This is a genomic window from Limnohabitans sp. 63ED37-2 (assembly GCF_001412535.1).
In the GTDB taxonomy this organism is placed as follows: domain Bacteria; phylum Pseudomonadota; class Gammaproteobacteria; order Burkholderiales; family Burkholderiaceae_C; genus Limnohabitans_A.
This window is the reverse complement of the sequence record NZ_CP011774.1, coordinates 2661952-2683575: the sequence shown is the minus strand read 5'-3', so window position 1 is coordinate 2683575 and position 21624 is coordinate 2661952. Positions and strand designations below refer to the sequence as shown.

Genomic DNA, 21624 nt, shown 5'->3' with positions numbered 1-21624 from the left:
TTCGAAAGCACAACATGGCCGGATTGAAAAAAGACATGCCCCGCCCCGAGTCGTTGACCCTGCACGGTCAAACCCGAGTGCTGGAGATCGGGTTTTCTGACGGTGCGCAATTCCGTATCCCGTTTGAGCTGATGCGCGTGTACTCGCCCTCGGCCGAGGTGCAGGGCCATGGCCCCGGCCAGGAAGTGCTGCAAACCGGTAAGCGCGAGGTGGGTATCGTTGAAATCGAACCCGTGGGCAATTACGCCGTGAAACCGACCTTCACCGACGGGCACGAGTCGGGCCTGTTCACCTGGGAATACCTGTACTTTCTGGGCGATCAGCAAGAGGCTTTGTGGAAACAGTACGAAGACCGCCTGCTAGCCGCGGGCATGAGCCGCGACGCGCCCATGGTCGAAGCATCAGCGGGCGGCAGCTGTGGGCACAAGCATTGAGGGGCCCGACATGAGCAGCACCCACTTCGGTTTCAAAACCGTTGACGAAAGCGAAAAAGCCAAGCACGTTCGAGGCGTGTTCGACTCGGTTGCGTCCAAATATGACGTGATGAACGACCTGATGTCCATGGGCTTACACCGCGTCTGGAAGGCTTACACCGTGCAAGTGGCCAACCTCAAAGAGGGCGATCAGGTGCTCGACATCGCAGGCGGCACGGGCGATTTGTCCATGGCGTTCGCCAAAAAAGTCGGCGCTACCGGCCGCGTGGTGCACACCGACATCAACGAAGCCATGTTGTCCACCGGGCGTGACCGCTTGGTCGACCACGGCCTGGCTTTGCCCACTTTGGTGTGTGATGCCGAAAAGTTGCCATTTCCTGACGCCCACTTCAACGTGGTCAGCGTCGCCTTTGGTTTGCGCAACATGACCCACAAGGATGTGGCCTTGAAGGAAATGTGCCGCGTGCTCAAGCCGGGCGGGAAGTTGCTGGTTTTGGAGTTTTCCAAAGTGGCCAAACCCTTGGAAAAAGCCTACGACTGGTACAGCTTCAAGATCTTGCCGCAGCTGGGCAAGCTGGTGGCGGGCGACGCCGACAGCTACCGTTATCTGGCCGAATCCATCCGCATGCACCCCGGGCAAGAAGAGCTGAAAACCCTTATGAAAAATGCCGGATTTGGTCATGTGGATTTTCACAATTTGTCGGCGGGGGTGGTAGCCTTGCACATGGGCATCAAATGTTGAAGCCCGAAAACTGAATTTCCGGAGTTGGAGACACCATGAACAAGAAGTTGATGACACTGATGCTCGCAGGCGTGATGGCCTTGGGCAGCCTGAATGCCGAGGCTGCACGCCGCATGGGCGGTGGCAAATCCATTGGCCAGCAGTCGAACCAGGTCACCAAGCGCGACGCCGCGCCACAAACCCCTGCCGCACCGGCTCAAAACGCTGCGCCCACCAATGCGGCCAAGCCCGCTGCTGCGCCTGCAGCGGCTGCGCCCAAGAAGCCTTGGGGTGCCATGCTAGGCGGCTTGGCCGCTGGCCTTGGCTTGGCCTGGTTGGCCAGCTCGCTCGGTATGGGTGAAGCCTTTGGCAACATCTTGATGGCTTTGTTGATCGGTGTCGCCGTGCTGGCGGTGATCGGCATGATCATGCGGGCCCGTCGTGGCAATGCCGGGCAAACGGGTGGCTTGGCTTACCAAGGTGCAGGTGCTTCGGCAGAAAACCCCGCCACTTTCAAACAATACAGTCCGCAAAACGTGGGCAACGATGCTTCGGCCCGCCCTTGGGAAGGCCAGAACACCCGTTTTGACAGCTCGGCTGCCTCGGCTACAACCGGCTCCATGATTGGCTCGGGCATTGGTTCCGGCCTGAATGCCAGTACCAGTGACAGTTTGAGCGGTTCACAAACCTGGGGCATCCCAGCCGGTTTTGACGTGGACAGTTTTGTCACCGCGGCCAAGCGCAATTTCGTCACCTTGCAAGACGCCTGGGACCGTTCCGACATCAGCGCCCTGCGTTCCATGATGACGGACGCCATGGTGGTGGAAATTCGCAACCAGCTGTCCGAGCGCGAAGCGCAGTTCCCCGGACAGCCCAACAAGACAGAAGTTGTGATGCTCGACGCCCAACTCTTGGGCATCGAAGAGCAGGCCGATGCTTACTTGGCCAGTGTGGAGTTCAACGGCATGATCCGCGAAGACGCGGCTTCCGGCCCGAGCCCATTCCGTGAAGTTTGGAACATGAGCAAGTCCAAGCAAGGCGGCGGCTGGTTGGTGGCGGGCGTGCAAGCGCTGCAATAAAGCCCGGGCCCCTCAATGGGCCAACACTTTCGGGAATAATCGGGGACTATGGCAACACAGTCCCCTTTTTCATGGGCCGCTCAGGCGCTGCCCGACATGGTCAACCGGCTTGCGGCCAACTTCCAGCCTCCGGCTTGGGTGGTGGACGAGAGCATCAACCGCCTTGTTTTGTTCCTCAACCATGTGCTGATGAGCGAGCCCGAGGCCATGGCCCGCTTGGCCCGCCAAAAAGGCCAGCGCATCGAGCTGGTCTGGGAGCGCATGCAACTTCAATTGAGCCCGACCCCTGCAGGCCTGCTCGAGCGCGGCCATTTTGAAGGCTTTGATCTGCGCCTCACGGTGACTGAAGAGTCCCCCGTTTCGCTGGCTTCGGCGCTGGCGCGTGGCGACAAACCCAAGGTGCGCATCGAAGGCGATGTGCAGCTGGCCGCCGAAGTCAATTGGCTGATCGACCATGTGCGCTGGGATGCCGAAGAAGACCTGGCCCGCCTGATCGGCGACGCCCCCGCGCACACCCTGGCACAAGTTGCCCGTCAGGCCATGACGGCATTGCGCGGTTTTGTCGCCCAGCGCCCCGGTACCGGGCTGCGTACGGGCAGCGCAGCATGATGCGCTGGGGCCGTTTCGGGCGCGGCGCTTTCATCGTCTTCATCGTCCTGCGCTACGGCCTGGACGAATTGGTGCTGTCGAGCTTTCAGAAACCTTGGATTCGTCTCTTGGCCCGCGTGCTGTCGGTGGGCCGGGACTTGCGCTCACCCCGTGCGGTGCGTCTGCGTGAAGCGCTGGAGCGTCTGGGTCCGATCTTTGTGAAGTTTGGCCAAGTGCTGTCGACCCGGCGCGACCTTTTGCCCTTCGACATCGCAGAAGAACTGGCCAAGCTGCAAGACCGGGTGCCGCCCTTCAGCTCGGCCATCGCGGTGGCCTCGATCGAGCGGGCTTTCAACCGCAAAGTCGACGACATCTTTGAAACCTTTGAACGCGAGCCCGTGGCCAGTGCCTCGATCGCCCAGGTGCACTTTGCCACCCTGCGTGGCAAATCGGGCCATGTGCGCGAGGTGGCCGTGAAGGTCTTGCGCCCGGGCATGCTGCCGGTGATCGACAAAGACCTCAGCCTCATGCGCATGATGGCGGGCTGGGTGGAAAACCTGAGCGCCGATGGCAAACGATTGAAACCCCGCGAGGTGGTGGCCGAGTTCGACAAATACCTGCACGATGAGCTGGACTTGGTGCGCGAAGCGGCCAACGCTGCGCAGCTGCGCCGCAACATGCAAGGCCTCGATCTGGTGTTGATCCCCGAAATGCTCTGGGACTTTTGCCATCCCGAGGTCATTGTCATGGAGCGCATGCACGGCGTGCCCATCAGCCAGGTCGACCGTTTGCGCGAAGCGGGTGTGGACATCCCCAAACTCGCCCGTGATGGCGTGACGCTGTTTTTCACGCAAGTGTTTCGCGACGGTTTTTTCCACGCGGACATGCACCCGGGCAACATCCAGGTGAGTCTGGCCCCCGAGACCTTTGGCCGCTACATTTCGCTGGACTTTGGCATTGTGGGCACGCTCACCGAGTATGACAAGGAGTACCTGGCGCAAAACTTCACGGCGTTTTTCCGCCGCGACTACAAGCGTGTGGCCGAACTGCACATCGAGTCTGGGTGGGTGCCACCCGAGACGCGGGTCGATGAGCTCGAGTCGGCCATCCGCGCTGTTTGCGAGCCCTACTTCGACCGTCCGCTCAAGGAAATTTCTCTGGGCATGGTGCTCATGCGCCTGTTCCAGACCTCGCGCCGCTTTCAGGTTGAGATCCAGCCTCAGCTGGTGCTGCTGCAAAAAACCTTGCTCAACATCGAAGGGCTGGGCCGCGATTTGGATCCGGAGCTGGACCTGTGGAGCACGGCCAAACCTTTCCTTGAGACTTGGATGCTGGAGCAAATTGGGCCCAAAAAACTCTGGGAAGAGCTCAAGTCCCAAGCCCCGCATTACGCCAAACTGCTGCCGCAGTTGCCACGCTTGTTGCACGATTACCTGCAACAGCCGCGCCAAAGCGATGCACGCCAGATGGAGCAGCTGCTGGCCGAGCAGCGCAGAACCAACAAACTGCTGCAAACCCTGATTTACGCCGGATTGGGCTTTGTGGTCTCCTTGCTCGTTTTGCAGGTGGGCATGCACCTGCAACTGATCTACTAAGCCTGATTTTTGGAGGAGATGAAGGTGCTGCTGACTTTTGTGATCGCTTATTTGGCCGTGACCATCGGCATCGGTTTGTTCGCTGCACGCCGGGTCCATGGGGCCAAGGATTACCTGGTGGCGGGCCGGAGCTTGCCGCTGTACATGAACGTGGCTACCGTCTTTGCCACCTGGTTCGGGGCCGAAACCGTTTTGTCGGTGTCAGCCACCTTTGCCAAAGACGGGCTGAATGGCATCCCCGGTGATCCTTTTGGCGCCACCGTCTGTCTGGTGCTGGCCGCTTTGCTTTTTGCCAAGCTGTTTTACCGCCTGAACTTGCTGACCATTGGCGACTTCTACAAGGTGCGCTACGGCAAGTCGGTGGAAGTGCTCACCAGTGTGGCGATCGTGTTGTCTTACCTGGGCTGGACCTCGGCGCAATTGACAGCGCTGGGCTTGGTCATCCATGTGCTCTCGTCCGGGGCGATTGACCTGAACTACGCCATCATGATGGGTGCGGCCGTGGTGTTGATTTACACCGTGTTTGGCGGCATGTGGTCGGTGGCCTTCACCGACCTGTTCCAGACCGTGGTGATTGTTGTGGGGCTGATGGCTGTGGCTTTGCTGGTGGGCGGCAATGCGGGTGGCTTTGACAAGGTGGTGGCGCAAGCTGCCGCCGATGGCAAGTTGGACATGTTCCCCGCCGACATGGATGCCGCTGCCTGGTGGGCCATGGCCGGCGCTTTCTTTGCGTTTGCCTTTGGCTCCATCCCGCAGCAAGATGTGTTTCAGCGCATGACCAGTGCCAAGGACGAAAAAACCGCCGTCAGGGGCACCATCATTGGCGGCCTGATGTATTTCGTGATGGCATTTATTCCTTTGTACATCGCTTACGCAGCCCTGATCGCCCACCCCGAGCTCAAGGCCTTGTTCGAGTCGGAAGACGCCCGCGCCATCCAACGCATCTTGCCCGACCTGGTGCTGGGAAAAATGCCCATGTGGGCGCAGATTTTGTTTTTTGGCGCCTTGCTCTCGGCCATCTTGTCCACCGCCAGCGGTGCCTTGTTGGCCCCAACGGCCACCTTCACCGAGAACGTGCTCAAGCCCTTTGTGCCCCACATGAGTGACCGCCAGTTCTTGCTGCTGCTGCGCGTCATCTTGGTCACCTTCACCTCGTTCGCCCTGCTGTTTGCCCTCAACAGCACCAGCACCATGTACGAGATGGTGCAAAACGCCTACAACGTCACCCTGACCGGGGCTTTTGTCCCGCTGGTGGCGGGTGCCTTCTGGAAACGGGCCAACACCCAGGGGGCCTTGTTCTCGGTGGTGTTGGGCGTGGGAACTTGGCTGGTGTTCAACTTCCTCGCCCCCGAAACGCTGGTGCCGGCCAATTTGCTGGGCCTGATGGCCTCCATCGTGGGCATGCTGTTGGGCTCGTTGACGCCGAGTGTGATTGCCAACCAGGGCCAGTCCATGGCCAGCGCATTGGACCATGCCGCTCGCGACACCACCAAGCGCTGAAATCACGCCCGAAGTGGCCTTGCTGGCCACTTTAGCCATGGCGGCCATTTTTGTCCCAGGCTGACCAGGCCCTTGGCCACAAGCCCAGCCCAGCTGCCGGGCCATGGCCAGGGTGATGCCTTGGGCCTGGGGCTTGATGGGCGCTGCCAAGCCTATAATTGAAGGTTTTCTTGCATCACCTTCAAAGGCTCTTCACATGCCCATTTACGCCTACAAATGCGACGCCTGCGGCCATGCCAAGGATGTTCTGCAAAAAATGAGTGACGCGCCGCTGACCGATTGCCCTGCTTGCGGTGCCCCCAAATTCAACAAACAGCTGACTGCACCGGGTTTCCAACTCAAGGGCACTGGCTGGTATGCCACCGACTTCAAAGGTGGTGGGGCCGCCGGTGTGCCTGCTGCTGCCGGCACCGCAGCCGATGCCGTGGCCTCACCCGCATCGGCCCCGGCCAGTGATACCACCGCTCCTGCTGCCACGACAAGTGCAGGCGCTTGCGCGGCATCTTGTGCTTGCCACTGAGCCTTTTTGAGCCCTGACTCCCCACCGATTGCCCCCCATGAAACAGCGCAGCTTCAAACAGTATTTCGTCACCGGCTTGTTGGTGTGGCTGCCCATGGGCATCACGGTGTGGGTGCTCATGTGGTTGGTGGGCATGCTCGATGCCATCTTTTTGGCCGTTTTGCATGCGGCCGACACCTTGATTCCTGGCGTGCACGCCAGCGCCGAATACCTGCGTGGCGTACCGGGCTTGGGCGTGGCCATTGTGGCCCTGGTTATTTTTGCCACGGGCGTGTTTGTGGCCAATATGTTTGGCCAATGGTGGCTGCGCAAATGGCATGGTCTGATGAACCGCATCCCTGTGGTGCGCAGCATCTACACCAGCGTCAAGCAGGTGGCCGACACCTTGTTTTCGGGCAGTGGTCATGCGTTTTCGAAGGCCCTGCTGGTTCAATACCCCCGCCAAGGTTCGTGGACCATTGCTTTTTTGACCGGCACACCAGGCGGTGAGGTGGCCAAACACCTGGGCCAACCGATGGTCAGTGTGTATGTGCCCACCACGCCCAACCCCACCTCGGGCTTCTTTTTGATGATGCCCAAAGCCGATGTGGTGGAACTCGACATGAGCGTGGATGACGCCCTCAAATACATCATCTCGATGGGTGTGGTCGTGCCCGGCACGCCTGTCCCCAAGCCCACGGCAGTCCAGCCCCAGCTGAGCTGATACCTTTTCAGAATCCTGTTCCTGCGAATCCAGAAAGTTCCTCAAGATGTCCATGCGTACCCACTATTGCGGTCTGGTGACCGAAGCCTTGATCGGCCAAACCGTGAGCCTGTGTGGCTGGGTCAACCGTCGCCGCGACCATGGCGGTGTGATCTTCATTGATCTGCGCGACCGCGAAGGTCAGTGCCAGGTGGTGTGTGACCCGGACCGCCCTGACATGTTCAAGGTGGCCGAAGAGGTCCGCAATGAATACTGTGTGCAGATCAAAGGCATCGTGCGTGCCCGGCCCGATGGCACCACCAACGAAGGCCTCAAGAGCGGCAAGATCGAGGTGCTGTGCCATGAGCTGATTGTCCTGAACGAGTCGGTCACACCCCCGTTCCAGATCGACGAAGACAACCTGTCCGAGACCACTCGCTTGACCCATCGCGTGCTGGACTTGCGCCGTCCGTACATGCAAAACAACCTGATGCTGCGCTACAAGGTGGCGATGGAAGTGCGCAAGTACCTCGATGAAAACGGCTTCGTCGACATCGAAACCCCCATGCTCACCAAGAGCACCCCCGAAGGGGCCCGCGATTATTTGGTGCCCAGCCGCGTGCACGATGGCCAGTTCTTCGCCTTGCCCCAATCACCCCAGCTGTTCAAGCAGCTCTTGATGGTGGCGGGCTACGACCGTTACTACCAAATCACAAAGTGCTTCCGCGATGAAGACTTGCGTGCCGACCGCCAGCCCGAATTCACCCAGATCGATATCGAAACCTCCTTCCTGACCGAAGAAGAGATCCGCGACATGTTCCAGGGCATGATCAAGCGCGTGTTCCAGAAAACCATCGGCGTGGATTTGGGCGAGTTCCCGGTCATGACGTACCAAGATGCCATGCACCTGTACGGCTCGGACAAGCCCGATCTGCGCGTGAAAATGCAGTTCACCGAAGTGACCGACGTCATGGCGGATGTGGACTTCAAGGTGTTCTCGGGTGCGGCCAACATGAAGGGTGGCCGCGTGGTGGCCCTGCGCGTGCCGGGTGGCTCGGTCGAAGGTGGTGGCATCAGCCGCGGCGAGATCGATGCCTACACCGAGTTCGTCAAGATCTATGGCGCCAAGGGCCTGGCCTACATCCGGGTCAACGACTTTTCCAAAGGCCGTGACGGTTTGCAGTCCCCCATTGTCAAGAACATCCATGACGCGGCGCTCAACGCTGTGCTCGAGCGCTCGGGCGCTCAAAACGGCGACCTGATCTTCTTTGGCGCCGACAAGGAAAAAATCGTCAACGACGCCATTGGCGCCTTGCGCATCAAGATTGGCCACAGCGCCTTTGGCAAAGCCAACGGCCTGTTCGAAGACCGTTGGGCCCCTATGTGGGTGGTGGACTTCCCGATGTTCGAGTACGACGACGAGAGCCAGCGCTATACCGCTGTGCACCACCCCTTCACCGCGCCCAAAGACGGCCACGAAGACTGGATGGTCACCGCACCCCAGAAGTGCATCTCCAAGGGCTATGACATGGTCTTGAACGGTTGGGAAATGGGTGGCGGCTCGGTCCGTATCCACCGCGCCGACGTGCAGCAAAAAGTGTTTGACGCCCTGAAGATCACCCCCGAAGAAGCCCAGCTCAAGTTCGGCTTCTTACTCGATGCGCTGCAGTATGGTGCGCCTCCACACGGCGGCTTGGCCTTCGGTCTGGACCGCATCGTCACGCTCATGACCGGTGCAGAATCGATCCGTGACGTGATCGCCTTCCCCAAAACCCAACGCGCTCAGTGTTTGCTCACGCAAGCCCCAAGCCCTGTGGACGAGAAGCAACTGCGCGAACTGCACATTCGCTTGCGCAATGTGGATGCGGTCAAATCGGCTTAAGTTCCGCTGAACGCTTGACTGTCAACGCCACCTTCGGGTGGCGTTGTTGTTGGTGAAACGCCCACAAAAAAGGCCTCAAAACCGAAGTCTTGAAGCCTTGGATGTCTGAGCTCAGCGCTGAGGCTGAACCAGAAATTGGACAACGGCATTCAAGCCGTTGAAAGGGTGCAGGGCTTAGTAGCCGCCGCGACCGCCGCCGCCGTAGCCGCCACCGCCGGAGCGATCGCCGCCACCGCCGTAGCCGCCGCCACCGGAACGGTCACCGCCGCCGTAGCCGCCGCCGCCGGAACGGCCGCCACCGCCGTAGCCACCACCACCACCGAAACCACCGGTGCGTGGAGGACGTGCCTCCATCGGACGGGCTTCGTTCACAGTGATGCTGCGACCACCCAAGGATTGACCGTTCATGCCGTTGATCGCGGCTTGGGCTTCAGCATCGCTGCCCATTTCCACAAAACCGAAACCTTTGGAACGACCTGTATCGCGCTCCATCATGACTTTGGCGCTGGTGATGGTGCCGAATTCGCCGAATGCCTGTTGCAGGTCTTCGTCACGAACGGTGTACGGCAGATTGCCGACGTAAAGTTTATTGCCCATGGGGACTCCTGAAAAACACATGAAAACAAAAGCGATGGGGTCCCGAAAGCACAACAAACCTGAAAAGTGCCGCCGTAGCGCGCGAAACTGACCGATCACCTCAAATGTGACGTTAAAAGAACGCGCACTATCAGATTATGGGGCATAGCGTCAAAATAGCTGCAAATATTGTCAATGTTTCGAAATTGACCTTGTTTTTTGGCGTTCTCTTGTGCCATTTACCAACAAGGGTCCTCTGCTGTGTCGGACGCATCCGTCTGGACAATCCAGGATGTACGTTCTGAACGGTGTCAGCGCCAAACGCCTGTGCGCACCAATTCTTGCCTCAGCAATGCTTGATAACGCTGGTTATGAACGGGTGTGGCCGAGTGGTAGGCTGCCACGCCGAACCAGGTGTTGCCATGGTGCAGCATGACGCGTTTGAGGTGCCAAGCCGCGACATGGGTGGCCACACAGGGGTCCAGCAGCCGCTCGGGGGTGATGCCCCATTGCGCCAGTTCACGGAAATGGATCGAATTGATCTGGGCCATCCCCACATCGATGCTCCCATTTCGGTTGCGGCTCACCACATGAGGTCGCATGCCCGACTCGACCTGCAGGATGGCCCGCAAGATGTGTGGGTTCACGCCATGCCGTTGAGCGGCCGGAAGGAGGCATTGATCTGCAGCCAGGCTGGAGGCGAGCTGGTTCGGGGCCTGTGTTTTGGCATGCGCTGCGGCGTTGGCCCAGGCCAGCAGGCACACGCAAAAAATCCAGCATGGATGGCGGTCAAATGGCAGCAAAGTGGGTGTCGTTCAAGGGTGGAGAAGGCCGGGAAAATCGCTGGTCACGCCAATCATCGGCATGAACCCATTCCTGTTGGCAGTATCGGTGTGGTGATCGATATCTTGAGTGCCAAACCCGCAAGGGGCATGGTGTCGTTCCACCCGCTTCAGAGCTGAAGGACCGAGGCCAGCGGCAGATGGACCGGCTTTTCGTAGTCGGCAATCAGCCAGGCCCGATGGGGGCTTTGACCCAGCTTCGCCAAGAATGCTTGGAGACTGCGGATGGAGGCCTGGTCCAGCGAGACAAAAGGCTGGTCCAGCAAAGTGACCGTCGCTCCACAGGCGAGCGCCGCCACGAGGCCCACTTTGCGGCGACTCCCGGTCGACAGCATGTTCAGCCTTTTGTCCAAGTGTGGGGTCAATTGCAAGACCTCGATCAGCTCCTTTTGGGTGTCGTCGGACCAGGCTGGGCAAGACGCTCGAAGGTGCGCCCAGCATTGTGCGGGTGTGGCCTGGTCGTGCGAGGGCAAGCGCAGGTCGGTCCAGAAAACGACCGACGCTTGGGGCAGGGCCAAAGCGGCCGCCTCGTCCGATAGGCGCAGCTGCCCCGCGATGGGCGTCAGATCACCGCTGAGCAAGCGCATCAAACTGGTCTTGCCCACACCCTCGTCCCCCAGCAGCGCAGAGACACCTGCGGGCAGTGGAAAGGCGAGATCGTGGAAAAGCACTTGCCCAGCCGGGCCTCCGCTCAGACCGGTGACGTGCAGCACAGTTTGGGGGTTCTTGTGCAAAGGATCAAAAGTTTGTCTCAGCATGGCCCGCATGCTAGCAGCAGGCCTGTGGGTCTTCTGTTTTTCTGCGGAGGGAAGCAATTGGCAATCACTTTTACACTTTGAAACAAATTATTTTTAGTGTTTTAAATTGCAAAATATAATTCTTAATCGTTCAATTGTGTAATAACGGAAAAACGATCATGCGCAAAAGCGTTCTGTTGGAAGTCAGCGAAAAAATAAAAACCATCGGGCCCCTTTTGCCACGCAAGATGGGCGTGCTCTGGGTCATGTTGGGTTTGTTCGCTGGATCGTCAGTTGGGGCTCTGGAGGCGCCCAAGGGGCCTGTGGTTTTGCAGGTGTCGGGCCTGATTGAGGCACACAACCAGGGCAAAGTGGCGGCCTTGGACATGCGGGCTTTGCAGGCTTTGCCGCAAAAAAGCTTCACCACGCAGACCCCTTGGGACCAAAAGCCTGTTTCGTTCAGTGGTCCCTTGCTGCGCGATGTCCTGCAATTGGTCAAGGCTAAAGGTCAGCACATTCGGGCGGTGGCGCTCAACGATTACCGCGTGAAGCTGCCCGTGTCGGATGCACGAGAGCACGACGTGGTGGTGGCCGTGCAAATGAATGGCCAGGCGATCCCGGTGCGTACCAAAGGCCCTTTGTTCATCGTTTACCCCTTTGATGCCAAAAAAGAGCTCCAGCACAAGACCTACTACGAGCGCTCCATTTGGCAACTCAAGGCCATTGAGGTGGAGTGATGCAAACGCTCGATGCCATGCCGGATTCAGAAGGGTCGCAACACCTCACACCGTCCCGGTTCTTCTGGGGCTTGGCCTTGGTGGCGGTACTGGTGATCTCGGCCTTGGTGGTGGCCACCACCGTGCAATGGCGTCAGGCCCAAGCCTTGGAGGCCGCTGCACGGCTGCAGGAAGATTCGCTCACGGCCATCACCACCAATTTGGAGCGCGAGTTGTGGCGCTTTGATGCGGCCATGACCCGGACAGACCTTGCCCAAGTCGACATGACGCAGCCTGAATTGGCCAAGGCGCGGTCTTTGCGCTTTGACATTTTGGTCAGCCGTGTCGATTTGTTGCTCAACAGTCCCAGCGTTGCTCGGGTGCACCACCGTGAGGAGTACACCGCATTGGCCCCCCGCTTGCTGAACTGGGTGGCCAGGGCCGCCCCCCTGGTGGACAGACAAGACTGGGCATCGGCAGCGTGGCCCGAACTCATGAAAGAGTTACAGCAGCTGGGTCCCGAGGTTCAGGCGCTGAACTCGGCCTCGGACAAGGTCATGGGGGAGTGGATTCAAAATCAAGTGGCCACTGTTCGCGAGCAAAGTCAGTGGATCGCATGGCTCACCGTCGCGCAAATCCTGGGTTTGGTCATGGGCGCGGTGGGCTTGTATGTCCACGAGCGCCAACAAAAGCAGTCCCAAAGAGCCCAGCAACGCTTGCATGCGCAGTTGATGCAAGCCAAAGAACAAGCCGAAAGTGCGAACCAGGGCAAAAGTCGTTTCTTGGCGAACATGAGTCACGAGTTGCGCACACCCTTTAATGGCATTTTGGGCATGCTCGCCTTGCTGGAAAAAACTCAGAATGGTTCAGAGCAAGCCGATCTGATCCAGACCGCCAAGAGCAGTGCCTCGCATTTGCTGGCCGTCCTCAACGATGTTCTGGAGGTCTCGGCCTTGGAAGTCGGCAAAATTCAGGTGCATCCAGAGCCCACAGACATGGGCGACTTTATGCAAGAAGTGCACCGATTCATGCGGGTACAAGCTCAAACCAAGGGCTTGCAACTGCATCTGACGGGCGATTTGCACAAGCCCTGCGTGGTGATGTTGGACCCCTTGCGCTTGCGTCAAATTTTGTTCAATGTGGTGGGCAATGCCATCAAGTACACCGATCAGGGACAGGTCGACATCCGAGTTCGGCGCACGTCGAATTTCGAGGGTGTGCAGTGGCAGATTGATATCACCGACACCGGCATCGGCATGAGCGAGGCAACCCAGCAGGGCTTGTTTGAGCGGTTTCACTGGGGCGATGCCTCTCTCACGCGCAAGCAGACGGGATCGGGCTTGGGGCTGGAGATCTCCAGGTCCTTGGCCCGTTTGATGGGTGGCGAGTTGACAGCAAGCAGCCAACTGGGGCAAGGCTCGGTGTTCACCCTGAGCATCAAAACCCCATGGTCGGCTTTGTCCGCAGGTGCGGCGACAGACAGCAGGTCAGGCGCCTCTCGGGGCCCTGACCCGATCGATGCGGCTTCTGCCAGCCAAGCCTTGCATGTTTTGGTGGCGGAAGACCACCCGGTCAACCGCAAGGTGGTGGGTCTGTTGCTGCAAAGCATGGGCCATCAGGTCAGCTTTGCTGAAGACGGCCAACAAGCGCTCACGCAAGCCAGCCAGACCGATTTTGATTTGGTGCTGATGGACATCCATATGCCGGTGATGGATGGCCTGAGCAGTGCCCGTCACATTCGTGCCTTGCCAGGAGCGCGAGGACAGGTGCCCATTGTGGCGCTCACCGCCGATGTGATGAACGATGCCGCCGAGCAGGCGATGGCTGCGGGCATGAACGCGTTCTTGTCCAAACCCTTGCAAAAAACACAGCTGCAGGCTGTCATGCCGCACAAGCGGCGGCAGGCTTGAGGCGCGCGAGGGCGCGCATAAATGCCTGCATCACGGGGCTGACTACAATGAATTGATCTTTGGTCTCTCATTTGGAGTCTGCAACGTCCATGACGCACCCACTCCCCGCATCGCCTGCGACTTTCAAAATTCCAGAGTCGGTGCTGGTGGTCATTCACACGCCCGAGCATGACGTCTTGCTGATCCGCCGTGCCGACTGGGGTACTTGGCAATCGGTCACGGGCAGCAAAGACCACCCCGCAGAAGATTGGCAGGAAACGGCCATTCGCGAGGTGCAGGAAGAAACCGGCATCGACGCCCGGCACCCGAGCTGCCGCTTGCAAGACTGGCAACTTGAAAACGTGTACGACATTTACCCTGCTTGGCGCTGGCGTTATGCGCCCGGTGTGAGCCGCAACACCGAGCGGGTGTTTGGTCTGTGTGTGCCCCAACGCATGCCCGTGGTGCTCAGCCCCCGCGAGCACACCGAAGCGCAATGGCTGCCCTGGCAAGCGGCCGCTGACCAGTGCTTTTCCCCGTCCAACGCTGAAGCCATTTTGATGCTGCCGCGATTTGTACCGACCCACTCAGCATGAAGCCAGAACGCCACGAACACCCACTGATTCGGGTGGCCACCTACAACATCCACAAAGGCGTGCAAGGGCTGGGACCGACGCGGCGCTTGGAGATCCACAACTTGGGCCATGCGGTGGAACAGCTCGATGCCGACATCGTTTGTCTGCAAGAGGTGCGGCGTGAGCACCGACGGGAGGCGGCTCATTTCAGGCATTGGCCGAGCCAGCCGCAAGCCGAGTATTTGGCCCCTGAAGGTTATGAGGCCATTTACCGCACCAACGCCGTCACGCGCCACGGTGAGCACGGCAACGCCATGCTCTCGCGCTGGCCGGTGCTCTCGCACCAGCACCGCGACATCTCGGACCACCGCTTTGAGCAGCGCGGTTTTTTGCACACCCGTGTTGAAGTTGTGGACCGTGTGGTGCATGTGCTGGTGGTGCACCTGGGTCTGGTGCCCGCTAGCCGCGTGCGCCAAATCGCGTTACTGCTGGCCCACATTGCGCAAGATATCCCCGACCACGAGCCGGTGTTGGTGGCAGGTGACTTCAATGACTGGGGCACGGGCCTGGGTAGGCGCATGGCGCAGGCCGGATTTCGGGAGTGGCGCGAGCAGCCCACGCCCACGTACCCCTCGCGCTTGCCCTTGAATCAGCTCGACCATGTCTACGCCCGAGGCCTCAAACCTGTTCATGCCATGGTGCCCTCGGGGCGCATCTGGCAGCGCATGTCTGACCATTTGCCGCTGGTGGCCGAATTTGCGTGGAACGACTGATCATGCGGCATAACCCGGCGCTGCATGACGGCCATCAAATCCGACTCATTGAGGGGGGGCAGCAATACTTTGAATCTCTCGAGGCGGCACTGGACCAAGCCCGCTCGCATGTGTTGCTGGAGACCTACATCTTTGATGTGCATGGTGCTGCCGCCAAGGTGGCCGAGGCGCTGGCGCGGGCGGCTTTGCGTGGTGTTCGTGTGTGGCTGCTGGTCGACGGTGTGGGCACCCCCCAGCTGCCGGAAATCTGGCGCACGCGCTTTGCCCAAGCGGGGGTCGATTGGCGGGTTTACGCGCCTTTGGGCACCTTGGGCTTGCTCATTCCCAGCCGTTGGCGGCGCTTGCACCGCAAACTCTGTGTGGTGGACGGGCACACCGCCTTTTGCGGCGGCATCAACATCCTCGACGACTGGTACGACCCGCACCACGGCAGCTTGGCCCAACCCCGGCTGGACTTTGCCGTTGTGGCGCAAGGGGAGCTGGTGGGCCACATTCAAGACAGCATGACCCAACTGTGGTGGCGCTTGCAGGGCGCACAGCACGCGCGTGAACGCAAACTTGCGCAGTCGTTTCGCTCTTTCAAAACCGCGGGTCTGCCCCTGCCTTGGAAGCAGCCTTTGCCCTTGCCTGATGGCTCCCCACCGCCGAGTCGGGCCGCTTTGCTGTTGCGCGACAACGTGTTGCACCGCAGCCAAATCGAACGTGCTTACCTCAAGGCCATTGGGCTGGCCCGGTACGAGGTGCTGATTGCCAACGCCTACTTTTTGCCCGGTCGCAGGTTGCGTCAGGCCTTGGTGCATGCCGCCCGAAGGGGGGTTCGCGTGCGCTTGTTGTTGCAAGGGCGTTATGAATACTTCATGCAGTACCACGCGGCTCGCCCGGTCTATGGCACTTTGCTGGCCGCTGGGGTGGAAATTTACGAATACGACGCGAGCTTTTTGCATGCCAAAGTGGCCGTGGTGGACCCAGACCATGACCGACCCTGGGCCACAGTGGGTTCGTCCAACCTGGACCCGCTGAGCTTGTTGTTGGCCCGAGAGGCCAATGTGGTGGTGGCCGACCGCCTGTTTGCGCAGCAACTGCATCAGCGTTTGAGCCAGGTGATCGAGGCGCAAAGTACCCGTGTTTCAGCCACGCTCAGCCAAAGGCATTGGCACCAGCGATGGCGCGATCGGTTGGCATTTGGCCTGATGCGCTTGGCGCTTTTCCTGACGGGTCACCGGTATTGAAGCGCTGCAGGGGGCGCAAAAGGTGCGCCAAGGGTCAAACCCCTGATCGGTGTGCGCCGATCAATCGCTGTTACGATCTTTCCCATGTTAATGAAAACTCCAGACGCCATGAAAGCTTCTGCTACCCCACCCGAAGACGAAGGCGTTCCCGTTTCCGTCAAGATCCGCGAGCGCATTCAGGCTGCCCGCAAACGCTTCCACGCCAACGACAACATCTCCGAATTCATCGAACCCGGCGAGTTGGAGAAGCTGCTGGACGAAGTCACCGGCAAGATGGCTGGCGTGCTCGACAGCCTGGTCATTGACACCGTCAACGACCACAACACAGGTGATACCGCCCGCCGCGTGGCCAAGATGTACCTCAAGGAAGTGTTCAAGGGCCGCTATGTTGAGGGTCCTGAGATCACCGAATTCCCCAATGCCGAGCACCTCAATGAGCTGATGATCGTTGGCCCCATCACCGTGCGCAGCGCCTGCAGCCATCACTTTTGCCCCGTGATCGGCAAGATCTGGATCGGTGTCTTGCCCAACGAACACACCAATGTGATTGGGCTGTCCAAATACGCCCGTCTGGCCGAGTGGATCATGGGTCGCCCCCAAATTCAGGAGGAGGCCGTGGTGCAGCTGGCTGACTTGATCCAGCGCAAAACGCAGCCCGATGGTCTGGCCATCGTCATGGAAGCGAGCCACTACTGCATGGGCTGGCGTGGCGTGAAGGACATGGACAGCAAGATGATCAACTCGGTCATGCGCGGTGCTTTCCTCAAAGACCCGAACCTGCGCCGTGAATTTTTGTCATTGATTCCGAAAAAGGACTGACCATGTTGGTACGCCTGCTTTATGCCAGCCGTGCGGTGGACACGCGCCCCGAGACCATCGAATCCATTCTGGCCCAGTCTCGCCAGTTCAACCCGACCAGCGGCATCACCGGTATTCTTTGCTACGGCGGCGGCATCTTTTTACAAGCCATCGAAGGCGGTCGCAACGCTGTCAGCGACTTGTATGGTCACATCCAGAAAGACGCTCGTCACAAGGATGTGGTCTTGTTGCATTACGAAGAAATTTCCGAACGCCGCTTTGGGGGCTGGACCATGGGCCAGGTCGATGCGTCGCGTGTCAACACCAACATCTTGCTCAAGTACTCCGAGCGTGCCGAACTGGACCCGTACAACGTGTCGGGCAAAGTCTCTTTGGCATTGCTTGAAGAACTGATGGCCACCGCCTCCATCATCGGCCGGGCCTAAAACACCCACTCACCCCCAAGCCCCGCAAGGGGCTTTTTCACGCCCATGCCTCTGAGTGCGCTTGCCCTGGTTGTTCTGGCCGGATTCATCCATGCCTGCTGGAACATCGCGGCCAAAAAGGCCGGGGGCGACGTGCGCTTTGTGGCGTTCACCTCGGTGGTGTTGATGCTGTTTTGGGCCCCCGTGGGCCTGTGGGTAGGCTGGCAGCAGGTGCCGCTTTGGGGCGGTCTGGAGTGGGCGCTGGTGCTGGCCAGTGCGCTTTTGCATGTGGGCTATTTCATTGTCTTGCTGCGTGGTTACCGACAAGCCGACTTGACGGTGGTGTACCCGCTGGCACGGGGCTCTGGACCCTTGCTGTCGTCGATGGTGGCGATTTTTTTCTTGGGTGAGCAGATCTCCTCGCTGGGCCTCGTCGGCATCTTGGGGGTGGTGGTGGGTGTCTTTTTGATTGCGGGCGGCCCGGGCCTATGGCAGGCTGCGCAAGACCCCCAGCAGCAAGCGCGTGTGCGCACCGGTATTTTTTATGGCGGCGTCACAGGCCTGTTCATCGCCTGTTACACCGTGGTCGATGGTTATGCTGTCAAGGTGGCGTTGATGTCGCCCATCTTGGTGGACTACTTTGGCAACCTGGTGCGCTTGGTGTTTTTGACGCCCACCTTGCTGCGTGACCGCCCGACCGTCTGGGCGCTGTGGCTGCAGCAAAGGCGCTACGCCTTGGTGGTGGGCATTTTCAGCCCCGTGTCGTATGTGTTGGTGCTGTACGCCTTGCAGGTGGCACCGCTGTCCCATGTGGCCCCGGCGCGTGAAGTGTCCATGTTGTTTGCCGCTTTGTTGGGGGGCCACCTGTTGGGCGAAAAAGACCGGGGTCCTCGCATTGCCGGGGCCGTGCTGATCGCTGCTGGCGTGATGGCCTTGGGGTGGTGAGATGAACACGGTGTCCTTGATCGGTTGTGATTTTTCCAGCAGCCCGAGCAAACGCAAACCCATCGTGCTGGCGCTGGGTCAGGCCCGGCAGGGCAGGGTGCAGCTGCAAGCCCTGCAGACTTTTGAAACGTTGAACGCTTTTGGCGACTGGCTGGCGCAGCCCGCCGACTGGGTGGGCGGTTTTGACTTGCCCTTTGGACTGCCGCGTGAACTGGTCGAGACCCTGGGCTGGCCTACCGACTGGGCCGCCTGTATGGACCATTATTGCGCCTTGGATCGACCTCAAATTCGCGAGCAGTTTGCAGCGTTTTGCAATGCCCGCCCGGTGGGTGGCAAGTTTGCCCACCGTGCCGCCGACCAACCCGCAGGCTCGAGCCCGTCCATGAAATGGGTCAACCCGCCCGTGGCCTACATGCTGCACGCAGGTGTGCCCCTGCTGCGGCAAGCGGGTGTGCACGTGCCCGGCTTGCAGGCAGGCGACGTGCGCCGTGTGGCGCTGGAGGCCTACCCCGGATTGCTGGCGCGTGAGGTGCTGGGCAACACCAGCTACAAAAGCGACGACAAAGCCAAACAAACGCCTGAGCGCTTGCTGGCCCGGCGCGAATTGCTGAGTGCGCTGGAGCGCGGCCAGACCCGCTTAGGCCTGCGCCTGGTGGCCAGCAATGCCCTGCTGGGCCGACTGGCCGACGACGCCAGCGGCGATGCGCTGGATGCCACCCTGTGCCTGATGCAAGCGGCTTGGGCGCAGCAGCAGCACGAGTCTGGGCATCCGCAATACGGCCTGCCGCCGTGTGACCCACTGGAGGGGTGGATCGTGACGGCTTGAGGAAGAGGCAGCGAAACGGCTCACGTGCTACAACTGCCAGATCAGATCAAACGAAACACGAAGCTACCCTTGCCACGTTGATCAGGTTTTAACCATGTTTTCTCACATCTTTGTCAGCGTGACCGATTTTGATCGCGCCCTTCGTTTCTACAAGCCCCTCATGGCCGCGCTCGATGTTGAGTTGCGCTGGTCGGATAAGAGGACGCCATGGACTGGTTGGCACTGTGACGGGAAGACGCGCCCGTACTTCGTGATCTGTAAACCCTACAACGGACTTCCACACGCACCAGGCAATGGCCAAATGATTGCCTTTTCTGCCAAGACCCGCCATGCCGTTCGCCATGCCTATGCCGTTGCGCTTTCAAACGGTGGAGCATGTGAAGGACCACCTGGACCACGCCCGCAATACCATGCCAACTACTATGGCGCGTACTTCAGAGATCCGGATGGCAACAAATTCTGTGTGGCATGCCACGAGCCCGAAGTCTGATGCGTCAACCTTTCCAAACGCTTGCGTTGTAGCCCGACAGTTGGTGTCTCAGCTGCATGACCTATCCGGCTGGTCTTGAGGTCGTGTGGGCAGCCATTGTCGGATAGGCCTTGGTGGAAAATCAATCCTGAATGTTTTCAAAAGGAGATCCTTCCCGTGACCACCCTCGAAAAACCCAAAGGCCCCGCATCCTATTTCCCCTCCATCGAGAAAAAGTACGGCCAGCCCATCGCGCATTGGCTGACGCTGCTCAAGTCGTGCGACGGGATGAAGCACATGGAGATGGTCGCTTGGCTCAAGACTGAGCACGGCATGGGACACGGACATGCCAATGCCATCGTGGCGCATTGGATGGCTTCACACAAATGATTGGACTTGGATACGCGTCAAGTCGGTGATTCTGGTCAGTATGAGGGATTTTCATGTCATTGCTGAATGATTCCGTTCGAGAAGCTGCGCGCCGCAGCGTGCTTTGCTGGTTGGCAACGGTGGATGCCGATGGCCTGCCCAATGTTTCGCCCAAAGAGGTTTGGGCCATTGCGGATGACGCGCATGTGGTGGTGGCGAATATCGCCTCACCCATGTCGGTCCGCAACATCGCTCAGAGGCCGCAGGTGTGCCTGAGCTTTGTCGATGTGTTCGTGCAAAAGGGCTTCAAGCTGGTGGGCACCGCGCATGAGTTGCAAGTTGAAAACCCAGCATTTGCCGCTTGGGCTGCGCCGTTGCTGGCCATGGTGGGGCAGCGCTTTGTTATCCACAGCGTTCTGGTCATTCGCGTCTCATCGGTTGCCTCTATCGTGGCACCCAGTTACCGCTTTTATCCAGACGAAACCACCGAGGCTTCGCAGGTGGCCTCGGCCATGAAGGCTTACAAGGTTCATCCAGCACCCCAAGAGAAACCATGAGTTCAATCACTATCCGCCAAGCTGTTTTGGCTGACCTTGATGCGGTAGCCATCTTGTTCGATGGTTATAGGCAGTTTTATGGTCAGGCCAGAGATGAAGTAGCGGCCAAGACTTTTTTGCAAGCACGCTTTGAGCACGGTCAATCGGTGGTGCTGTTGGCCGAGTCACAAGGGCAGGCCGTGGGTTTCACGCAGCTGTACCCGAGCTTTTCTTCGGTCTCGATGGCGCGGGTGTTTGTGCTCAACGATCTCTCCGTGGCACCGACGGCCAGGCGACTGGGCGTGGGCGAGGCCTTGTTGGCAGCTGCTGCGGACCATTCACGCCAACTGGGCGCTGTACGCTTGTCCTTGAACACGGATGTGCAGAACTTGCCTGCACAAGCCTTGTACGCTTCCTTGGGCTGGGTGCGTGATGAAAAATTCTATGCTTACCACTTGGCTTTAGGATAGGCAAGATGGGTTGCTGCAATTCAGCTAACCCCCTAGGAGATGCAGATGACGACACAAGGTTTCGTGGTGACCCACGCCAAGGACGCACAGTTTGAAAAAGGACTGCGCTCGTTTTTTGAATACCGCGACCTGGGCATGAAGGCAGCAACGGGCGGGCGGGTCACGGCCAGCGTGATTCGTGCTGCCGGAGGGCAAGATTTTTCGAGCCAGCCGCATTTTCATAAGACGCAGTTTCAGCTGGTTTATGTGCTCAAGGGTTGGATCGAGTTTGAGTATGAGGGCCAAGGTGTGGTGCGGCTGGAGGCGGGTTCGTGTGTGCACCAGCCGCCCGAAATTCGCCACCGTGAGCTGGGGCACAGCCACGATGTGGAGCTGCTTGAAGTGGTGTTGCCTGCCGACTTTGACACCGTGACGGTGGATAACGTCAACCCGAAAGAGGGCTGAGCCG

26 protein-coding genes are annotated in these 21624 nt (G+C 59.4%); 23 read left to right on the top strand and 3 right to left on the bottom strand.

Annotation, left to right across the window (positions count from 1 at the left end):
- Window positions 1-14 precede the first annotated feature (14 nt).
- From L63ED372_RS12580 to aspS, 9 genes are all read left to right on the top strand, one after another.
- Window positions 15-434: a gamma-butyrobetaine hydroxylase-like domain-containing protein gene (locus L63ED372_RS12580; protein WP_062406253.1), complete on the top strand. Its 420-nt coding sequence runs from the start codon at window positions 15-17 to the stop codon at window positions 432-434.
- Window positions 435-444: 10 nt separating this feature from the next.
- Entirely contained in the window at window positions 445-1176 is a 732-nt protein-coding gene (ubiE, locus tag L63ED372_RS12575) for a bifunctional demethylmenaquinone methyltransferase/2-methoxy-6-polyprenyl-1,4-benzoquinol methylase UbiE (RefSeq protein ID WP_062406252.1), read from the top strand.
- Window positions 1177-1211: 35 nt separating this feature from the next.
- Window positions 1212-2234, top strand: coding sequence for a Tim44 domain-containing protein (locus L63ED372_RS12570; protein WP_062406251.1), 1023 nt, complete (start codon window positions 1212-1214; stop codon window positions 2232-2234).
- A 48-nt stretch (window positions 2235-2282) separates the two neighbouring features.
- Window positions 2283-2843 (top strand): hypothetical protein, encoded by a 561-nt coding sequence (locus tag L63ED372_RS12565; protein WP_062406250.1) that lies wholly within the window; start codon window positions 2283-2285, stop codon window positions 2841-2843.
- The gene (ubiB, locus tag L63ED372_RS12560) at window positions 2840-4417 is read left to right on the top strand and encodes a ubiquinone biosynthesis regulatory protein kinase UbiB (RefSeq protein WP_442915115.1); all 1578 of its coding nucleotides are present in this window, start codon (window positions 2840-2842) and stop codon (window positions 4415-4417) included. Before L63ED372_RS12565 ends, ubiB begins: the two co-directional genes overlap by 4 nt.
- Before the next feature lie 24 nt (window positions 4418-4441).
- Window positions 4442-5917 carry a sodium:solute symporter family protein gene (locus L63ED372_RS12555; RefSeq protein WP_062408084.1) on the top strand — a complete coding sequence of 492 codons (1476 nt, stop codon included), beginning with the start codon at window positions 4442-4444 and terminating at the stop codon, window positions 5915-5917.
- 196 nt (window positions 5918-6113) lie between these two features.
- On the top strand, window positions 6114-6437 hold the full coding sequence (locus L63ED372_RS12550; protein WP_062406249.1) for an FmdB family zinc ribbon protein: 324 nt from the start codon (window positions 6114-6116) through the stop codon (window positions 6435-6437).
- A 37-nt stretch (window positions 6438-6474) separates the two neighbouring features.
- A complete protein-coding gene (locus L63ED372_RS12545; protein WP_062406248.1) occupies window positions 6475-7140 on the top strand; it encodes a DUF502 domain-containing protein in 666 nt (221 codons plus the stop codon).
- A 46-nt stretch (window positions 7141-7186) separates the two neighbouring features.
- Window positions 7187-9001, top strand: a complete 1815-nt coding sequence (aspS, locus tag L63ED372_RS12540) for an aspartate--tRNA ligase (RefSeq protein WP_062406247.1) — start codon at window positions 7187-7189, stop codon at window positions 8999-9001.
- Between the two features lie 174 nt (window positions 9002-9175).
- Here the strand turns inward: aspS and L63ED372_RS12535 are convergent, their stop codons facing one another.
- The 3 genes from L63ED372_RS12535 to L63ED372_RS12525 form a co-directional block, all read right to left on the bottom strand.
- On the bottom strand, window positions 9176-9598 hold the full coding sequence (locus L63ED372_RS12535; protein ID WP_062406246.1) for an RNA recognition motif domain-containing protein: 423 nt from the start codon (window positions 9596-9598) through the stop codon (window positions 9176-9178).
- A 290-nt stretch (window positions 9599-9888) separates the two neighbouring features.
- On the bottom strand, window positions 9889-10341 hold the full coding sequence (locus tag L63ED372_RS12530; RefSeq protein WP_062406245.1) for a lytic transglycosylase domain-containing protein: 453 nt from the start codon (window positions 10339-10341) through the stop codon (window positions 9889-9891).
- A gap of 188 nt (window positions 10342-10529) precedes the next feature.
- Complete coding sequence (locus tag L63ED372_RS12525) at window positions 10530-11177, bottom strand: ATP-binding cassette domain-containing protein (RefSeq protein ID WP_082431797.1); 648 nt, start codon at window positions 11175-11177, stop codon at window positions 10530-10532.
- 158 nt (window positions 11178-11335) lie between these two features.
- On the opposite strand from L63ED372_RS12525, the gene L63ED372_RS12520 reads away from it, so the two are divergent.
- The 14 genes from L63ED372_RS12520 to L63ED372_RS12460 all read left to right on the top strand — a co-directional run bounded on the left by L63ED372_RS12520 (window position 11336) and on the right by L63ED372_RS12460 (window position 21620).
- Window positions 11336-11893 (top strand): molybdopterin-dependent oxidoreductase, encoded by a 558-nt coding sequence (locus L63ED372_RS12520; protein ID WP_231624495.1) that lies wholly within the window; start codon window positions 11336-11338, stop codon window positions 11891-11893.
- On the top strand, window positions 11893-13782 hold the full coding sequence (locus L63ED372_RS12515) for a response regulator (RefSeq protein ID WP_062406243.1): 1890 nt from the start codon (window positions 11893-11895) through the stop codon (window positions 13780-13782). The genes L63ED372_RS12520 and L63ED372_RS12515 overlap by 1 nt, the downstream gene beginning before the upstream one ends.
- An 89-nt stretch (window positions 13783-13871) precedes the next feature.
- A complete protein-coding gene (nudB, locus tag L63ED372_RS12510) occupies window positions 13872-14357 on the top strand; it encodes a dihydroneopterin triphosphate diphosphatase (protein ID WP_062406242.1) in 486 nt (161 codons plus the stop codon).
- Complete coding sequence (locus L63ED372_RS12505) at window positions 14354-15109, top strand: endonuclease/exonuclease/phosphatase family protein (protein WP_062406241.1); 756 nt, start codon at window positions 14354-14356, stop codon at window positions 15107-15109. The genes nudB and L63ED372_RS12505 overlap by 4 nt, the downstream gene beginning before the upstream one ends.
- A gap of 2 nt (window positions 15110-15111) precedes the next feature.
- Window positions 15112-16338 (top strand): cardiolipin synthase ClsB, encoded by a 1227-nt coding sequence (clsB, locus tag L63ED372_RS12500; RefSeq protein WP_062406240.1) that lies wholly within the window; start codon window positions 15112-15114, stop codon window positions 16336-16338.
- Window positions 16339-16428: 90 nt separating this feature from the next.
- Window positions 16429-17157: a GTP cyclohydrolase I gene (gene folE / locus L63ED372_RS12495; protein ID WP_156343697.1), complete on the top strand. Its 729-nt coding sequence runs from the start codon at window positions 16429-16431 to the stop codon at window positions 17155-17157.
- A gap of 2 nt (window positions 17158-17159) precedes the next feature.
- Window positions 17160-17582: a BLUF domain-containing protein gene (locus tag L63ED372_RS12490; RefSeq protein WP_062406238.1), complete on the top strand. Its 423-nt coding sequence runs from the start codon at window positions 17160-17162 to the stop codon at window positions 17580-17582.
- A 45-nt stretch (window positions 17583-17627) separates the two neighbouring features.
- Window positions 17628-18506 carry an EamA family transporter gene (locus L63ED372_RS12485; protein WP_062406237.1) on the top strand — a complete coding sequence of 293 codons (879 nt, stop codon included), beginning with the start codon at window positions 17628-17630 and terminating at the stop codon, window positions 18504-18506.
- Between the two features lies 1 nt (window position 18507).
- Window positions 18508-19332 (top strand): DUF429 domain-containing protein, encoded by an 825-nt coding sequence (locus L63ED372_RS12480; protein ID WP_062406236.1) that lies wholly within the window; start codon window positions 18508-18510, stop codon window positions 19330-19332.
- 94 nt (window positions 19333-19426) lie between these two features.
- The gene (locus L63ED372_RS16235; protein ID WP_082431694.1) at window positions 19427-19822 is read left to right on the top strand and encodes a VOC family protein; all 396 of its coding nucleotides are present in this window, start codon (window positions 19427-19429) and stop codon (window positions 19820-19822) included.
- Window positions 19823-19978: 156 nt separating this feature from the next.
- Entirely contained in the window at window positions 19979-20191 is a 213-nt protein-coding gene (locus tag L63ED372_RS12475) for a DUF4287 domain-containing protein (RefSeq protein WP_062406235.1), read from the top strand.
- A gap of 53 nt (window positions 20192-20244) precedes the next feature.
- Window positions 20245-20727, top strand: a complete 483-nt coding sequence (locus tag L63ED372_RS12470) for a pyridoxamine 5'-phosphate oxidase family protein (RefSeq protein ID WP_062406234.1) — start codon at window positions 20245-20247, stop codon at window positions 20725-20727.
- Window positions 20724-21176, top strand: a complete 453-nt coding sequence (locus L63ED372_RS12465) for a GNAT family N-acetyltransferase (RefSeq protein WP_062406233.1) — start codon at window positions 20724-20726, stop codon at window positions 21174-21176. Before L63ED372_RS12470 ends, L63ED372_RS12465 begins: the two co-directional genes overlap by 4 nt.
- Before the next feature lie 45 nt (window positions 21177-21221).
- On the top strand, window positions 21222-21620 hold the full coding sequence (locus L63ED372_RS12460; RefSeq protein WP_062408080.1) for a cupin domain-containing protein: 399 nt from the start codon (window positions 21222-21224) through the stop codon (window positions 21618-21620).
- The last annotated feature ends 4 nt before the right edge of the window (window positions 21621-21624 follow it).

Bases quoted from the DNA above. Each gene is read 5' to 3' on its own strand.
- L63ED372_RS12580 (WP_062406253.1), top strand. From the start codon at position 15: ATGGCCGGATTGAAAAAAGACATGCCCCGCCCCGAGTCGTTGACCCTG.
- ubiE (WP_062406252.1), top strand. From the start codon at position 445: ATGAGCAGCACCCACTTCGGTTTCAAAACCGTTGACGAAAGCGAAAAA.
- L63ED372_RS12570 (WP_062406251.1), top strand. From the start codon at position 1,212: ATGAACAAGAAGTTGATGACACTGATGCTCGCAGGCGTGATGGCCTTG.
- L63ED372_RS12565 (WP_062406250.1), top strand. From the start codon at position 2,283: ATGGCAACACAGTCCCCTTTTTCATGGGCCGCTCAGGCGCTGCCCGAC.
- ubiB (WP_442915115.1), top strand. From the start codon at position 2,840: ATGATGCGCTGGGGCCGTTTCGGGCGCGGCGCTTTCATCGTCTTCATC.
- L63ED372_RS12550 (WP_062406249.1), top strand. From the start codon at position 6,114: ATGCCCATTTACGCCTACAAATGCGACGCCTGCGGCCATGCCAAGGAT.
- L63ED372_RS12545 (WP_062406248.1), top strand. From the start codon at position 6,475: ATGAAACAGCGCAGCTTCAAACAGTATTTCGTCACCGGCTTGTTGGTG.
- aspS (WP_062406247.1), top strand. From the start codon at position 7,187: ATGTCCATGCGTACCCACTATTGCGGTCTGGTGACCGAAGCCTTGATC.
- L63ED372_RS12535 (WP_062406246.1), bottom strand. From the start codon at position 9,598: ATGGGCAATAAACTTTACGTCGGCAATCTGCCGTACACCGTTCGTGAC.
- L63ED372_RS12525 (WP_082431797.1), bottom strand. From the start codon at position 11,177: ATGCTGAGACAAACTTTTGATCCTTTGCACAAGAACCCCCAAACTGTG.
- L63ED372_RS12520 (WP_231624495.1), top strand. From the start codon at position 11,336: ATGCGCAAAAGCGTTCTGTTGGAAGTCAGCGAAAAAATAAAAACCATC.
- L63ED372_RS12515 (WP_062406243.1), top strand. From the start codon at position 11,893: ATGCAAACGCTCGATGCCATGCCGGATTCAGAAGGGTCGCAACACCTC.
- nudB (WP_062406242.1), top strand. From the start codon at position 13,872: ATGACGCACCCACTCCCCGCATCGCCTGCGACTTTCAAAATTCCAGAG.
- L63ED372_RS12505 (WP_062406241.1), top strand. From the start codon at position 14,354: ATGAAGCCAGAACGCCACGAACACCCACTGATTCGGGTGGCCACCTAC.
- clsB (WP_062406240.1), top strand. From the start codon at position 15,112: ATGCGGCATAACCCGGCGCTGCATGACGGCCATCAAATCCGACTCATT.
- folE (WP_156343697.1), top strand. From the start codon at position 16,429: ATGAAAACTCCAGACGCCATGAAAGCTTCTGCTACCCCACCCGAAGAC.
- L63ED372_RS12490 (WP_062406238.1), top strand. From the start codon at position 17,160: ATGTTGGTACGCCTGCTTTATGCCAGCCGTGCGGTGGACACGCGCCCC.
- L63ED372_RS12485 (WP_062406237.1), top strand. From the start codon at position 17,628: ATGCCTCTGAGTGCGCTTGCCCTGGTTGTTCTGGCCGGATTCATCCAT.
- L63ED372_RS12480 (WP_062406236.1), top strand. From the start codon at position 18,508: ATGAACACGGTGTCCTTGATCGGTTGTGATTTTTCCAGCAGCCCGAGC.
- L63ED372_RS16235 (WP_082431694.1), top strand. From the start codon at position 19,427: ATGTTTTCTCACATCTTTGTCAGCGTGACCGATTTTGATCGCGCCCTT.
- L63ED372_RS12470 (WP_062406234.1), top strand. From the start codon at position 20,245: ATGTCATTGCTGAATGATTCCGTTCGAGAAGCTGCGCGCCGCAGCGTG.
- L63ED372_RS12465 (WP_062406233.1), top strand. From the start codon at position 20,724: ATGAGTTCAATCACTATCCGCCAAGCTGTTTTGGCTGACCTTGATGCG.
- L63ED372_RS12460 (WP_062408080.1), top strand. From the start codon at position 21,222: ATGACGACACAAGGTTTCGTGGTGACCCACGCCAAGGACGCACAGTTT.